3 protein-coding genes and 1 pseudogene are annotated in these 4,042 nt (G+C 64.3%); 1 reads left to right on the plus strand and 3 read right to left on the minus strand.

Translation table 11 applies throughout. From position 1 onward, the window contains the following. Together EN879_RS26700 and EN879_RS26705 are read right to left on the minus strand one after the other, a co-directional pair. Positions 1 to 436, minus strand: a pseudogene (locus EN879_RS26700) (ABC transporter permease); the annotation flags it as partial. Further along, entirely contained in the window at positions 433 to 2,016 is a 1,584-nt protein-coding gene (locus EN879_RS26705; protein WP_063169732.1) for a sugar ABC transporter ATP-binding protein, read from the minus strand. The gene EN879_RS26705 and the pseudogene EN879_RS26700, both read right to left, overlap by 4 nt. A 220-nt stretch (positions 2,017 to 2,236) precedes the next feature. On the opposite strand from EN879_RS26705, the gene EN879_RS26710 reads away from it, so the two are divergent. Further along, positions 2,237 to 3,256, plus strand: coding sequence for a LacI family DNA-binding transcriptional regulator (locus tag EN879_RS26710; RefSeq protein WP_013528458.1), 1,020 nt, complete (start codon positions 2,237 to 2,239; stop codon positions 3,254 to 3,256). A gap of 33 nt (positions 3,257 to 3,289) precedes the next feature. On the opposite strand, the gene EN879_RS26715 is transcribed toward EN879_RS26710, so the two are convergent. Further along, positions 3,290 to 4,042, minus strand: a 753-nt coding sequence (locus EN879_RS26715; protein ID WP_164774592.1) for an LLM class flavin-dependent oxidoreductase, incomplete at its 5' end; no start/stop codon positions are given.

Below are 4,042 nucleotides of genomic sequence, written 5' to 3' on the forward strand. Positions count from 1 at the left end.
TGATCAGGCCGCGAATCCCGTCCAGCCTGATCTCGCGGACGAGATCGGCGCCGGCACGGGACTTTGCCAGGTTCTGGAAGATGAAGCGGGTGACGACGAAACCGAGGCAAAGCGCCACCAGCGCGACGGTCGGCACGCCCAGCACGACGCCCGGCGTCACGCCTGGGACCGTCAGCAGCATGGCACAGACCACCGAGCAGATGGCCATCAGCGAGCCGACGGAGAGATCGATGCCGCCGGTGATGATGACAGCCGTCATGCCGGTGGCGATCAGCCCGGTGGTCGAGACCTGGCGCAGCACGTCGAGCAGGTTGCCGTAGGAGAGGAAGATGTTGTTGCCCTTGGAACTCATCGGCGAGCCCAGCACGCCGATCAGGAAGATGGCGATCAGGCCCCAATAGAGCTTGGTACGGGACAGGAGTTTCAGGGCAGTCATGCGGCTGGTCTCGATATGGTCCTGCGCGGGGCGGCGAGACGCATGATGGCCTCCTCGCTGGCCGCATCGCGGGAAAGAATGCCTGTCTGGCGGCCATCGGCCATCACCAGGATGCGGTCGGAGAGATGCAAAAGCTCCGGCAGTTCGGAGCTGATGACGGAGATGGCCAGTCCATCGCGCGCCAGCTTGAAGATCAGGTCGTAGATCTCGCGTTTGGCGCCGACATCGATGCCGCGCGTCGGCTCGTCCAGCAACAGCACCCTTGGCCTGGTCGCCAGCCACTTGCCGATGACGACCTTCTGCTGGTTGCCGCCGGACAGCGTGCCGGCAGGCTGGTCGATGTCCCGGCAGCGGATGCCGAGCGCCTTGACCGCCTGCCGCGCCAGCCCCTGCTCGGCGGCCAGCGAGCGGATGCCGAAGCGGGCCAGCGACCCGACCAGCGGCAGCGCGACATTGTCTGCGATCGAAGCCTGCAGATGCAGGCCTTGCGTCTTGCGGTCCTCGGTGACCAGTGCAATGCCCAGCCGCCTTGCGTCGCGGGGCGAACGGATATCCACAGGCCGGCCGTCGACCTGGATTTCGCCACCGGTGCGGCCATCGCTCGAGCCGAAGATCGCCTCCAGGATCTCGGTTCGGCCCGAACCCAGCAGCCCGCCAATGCCGAGGATCTCTCCGGCGGCAAGATCGAAGCCAACGCCGTCGATCACCGTGCGCCAGCCATGCGCATCGGGCTTCGACAGCGACAGGTTTTCGACCGAAAGCACAATGTTGCCGCCGGAGTGGCGCTCTTCCTGGGAGGAAGCGAGCAGGTTGCGTCCGACCATCGCCGAAATGATCGCATCTTCGTCCAGCCTGGCCATCGGCTCGGTCAGTACATGGCGGCCGTCGCGAAACACGGTGACGCGGCTGGCCAGATGCATGACCTCGTCGATGCGGTGCGAGATGTAGACGATGGCGACACCGCTCTCGGCAAGCTGGCGGATGATGCGGAACAGCCGCTGGCATTCGGCCGGCGACAGCGCCGAGGTCGGCTCGTCCATGATCAGGATGCGTGCCGACATCGACAGCGCCTTGGCGATCTCGACCAGCTGCTGCTCGCCGACACGCAGGGCACCGACGCGGGCTTGCGGATCGAGCTCGATGCCGAGCCGCTGCAACAAAGCGCCCGCCGCGCGGCTGCTTGCCTTGCGGTCGACAATCAGCCCGGCGATCAGCTTCTCGCGGCCAAGGAAGATGTTGTCGGCGACGCTGAGTTCGGGCACCAGGTTGAGCTCCTGATGAATGATGGCAATGCCGGCATCCTCGGCGTCGCGTACGCCAGCGAAATTGACAGGGTGGCCATCGACGCTGACCGTGCCTTCATAGCCGGTGTAGACGCCGGAGAGGATCTTCACCAGCGTCGACTTGCCGGCGCCGTTCTCGCCCATCAAGGCATGAACCTCGCCGCGCCGCAGCTCGAAGCCGACATCGACCAGGGCGGCGATGCCGCCGAAGCTCTTGGAAATATGCTCGGCGCTCAGAACGGTGTCCGACCGATCGGCAGCGCCGTGCTGCGGGGAAAGGGAACTGCTCTCTCGCATGACAATGGCGGCCTCCCTTCCGTCGTCGTCAACTTCCCGCAAACGCTAATCTAAACGTTTCGATCATGTCAAGCTGATATGAGGTACCGCATGTTTACTGCATTTCGATTCTTGCTAAAAAGGACAGGATTCCGTACGTATTGGCCGGCAAGGGTGGCGAAACGTTTCGAAAATGACAGCATCAGGGCAAAAAAAACACCGGAAATCCACCGCGCCCACCATGCTTCATGTGGCTGAAGCGGCGCGTGTTTCTGTCGCCACCGTTTCGGCGCTGATCAATGGCACGGCGACGGTCAGTCCGGAGCTTAGCCAGCGCATCGAACAGGCGATCCGCGATATCGGCTACAAGCGCAACGCGATCGCCCGCAGCCTGAAGATGGGCACGACCCGCACGATCGGACTGACCGTGCCGCACATCACCAACCCATTCTTCACCGATGTCGTCTCGGTCATCCAGCAGGCCTTCGACCGGGCCGGCTATGCCGTCATGCTGTGCTGCACGGACGAGGATTTGAACACCCAGGACGATCAGATCAAGCTGCTGCTCGACCGCATGGTCGACGGGCTGATCGTGGCGCGCGTCGGCGACGGCGCGATCCTCAAGCGGATCGTCGACGACGCCAACGTGCCGGTGGTGCTGCTCGATCGTATCTGCAAAGGCGTCGACACCGATGCCGTGGTGCTGGACAACCAGCGCGCGGTGTTCGACGCCATCACCTATCTGATCAATCTCGGCCACCGGCGCATCGGTTACATCACCGGCACGTCGGACATTTCGCCGATGCATGACCGCATGGCGGGATATCGCGAGGCGCTTCACGCCGCCGGCCTGCCGATCGCGGAGGAGCTGATCCGCTTCGGCAATTTCCACGAGATCGACGGCTACAACGCGACCATGCAGATGCTGTCCTCGCACGATCGGCCAAGCGCGATCTTCTCGGCCAACAACCCGATGGTGATCGGCACCATGAAGGCGATCCGCGACATCGGCCTGTCCTGCCCGGAAGACATTTCAGTTGCCTGCTTCGACGACTTTCCATGGTCCGACGTGTTTCAGCCGCAGCTGACCACCGTCGCGCAGCCGGTGCAGGCGATCGGCGAACAGGCGGCCAATCTGCTTCTCGACCGTCTCGCCGGCAACAGGGACGCGCCGCCGCGCAAGCTTTTGCTCAAGGGCCGGCTGATGATCCGCAATTCATGCCGCCCGCTCGGGGCGATTGCGCAGAGCGTGAGCGCATAGTTTTTCGCCCAGCATATATCGTACCAGAACTTGTCAGGCCGCCTGCGACAGCGATTTGTGCGCCTCGGCCAGGATCTCGAACGACCGCACCCGCGCCGCATGATCAAAAATCTGCGCGGTGACCATCAGCTCGTCGGCGCCGGTGCGGCGCACGAAAGCATCGATGCCTTGCCGCACCGTTTCCGGGGAGCCGACGACGGCGCAGGACAATGCCTGGCCCAGCATGGTCTTTGCCATCGGATCGAGATCGCGGTCATAGTTCTCGACAGGTGGCGGCAGCCGTCCGGCCCGGCCGGTGCGCAGATTGACGAAAGCCTGTTGCAGCGAGGTGAACAGCAAACGAGCCTCGGCATCGGTGGGCGCGGCAAAGACGTTGAGGCCAAGCATGACATGCGGCTTGTCGAGGTGCTCGGAGGGTTGGAAGCGCGAGCGGTAGACATCCAGCGCGTGATCCAGATCCGCCGGCGCGAAATGCGAGGCGAAGGCATAGGGCAGGCCGAGCATGGCGGCAAGCTGCGCGCCGTAGAGGCTGGAGCCGAGGATCCAGACCGGCACGCCCTGGCCTTCGCCGGGCACGGCACGGATGCGTTGGCCTTCCTCGGCCGGCTGGAAATAGCCCATCAGCTCGACGACATCCTGCGGGAAATTGTCGACCCCGGCCTCGAGATTGCGGCGCAAGGCGCGGGCGGCACCCATGTCGGTGCCGGGCGCCCGGCCGATGCCGAGATCGATGCGGCCCGGATGCAATGCGGCCAGCGTGCCGAACTGCTCGGCAATCACCAGCGG

This window comes from Mesorhizobium sp. M7A.F.Ca.AU.002.02.1.1, from assembly GCF_003998535.1.
Lineage (GTDB): Bacteria > Pseudomonadota > Alphaproteobacteria > Rhizobiales > Rhizobiaceae > Mesorhizobium > Mesorhizobium ciceri.

Coding starts and splice junctions, on each gene's coding strand:
- EN879_RS26705 (WP_063169732.1), bottom strand. CDS start 2,016: ATGCGAGAGAGCAGTTCCCTTTCCCCGCAGCACGGCGCTGCCGATCGG.
- EN879_RS26710 (WP_013528458.1), top strand. CDS start 2,237: ATGCTTCATGTGGCTGAAGCGGCGCGTGTTTCTGTCGCCACCGTTTCG.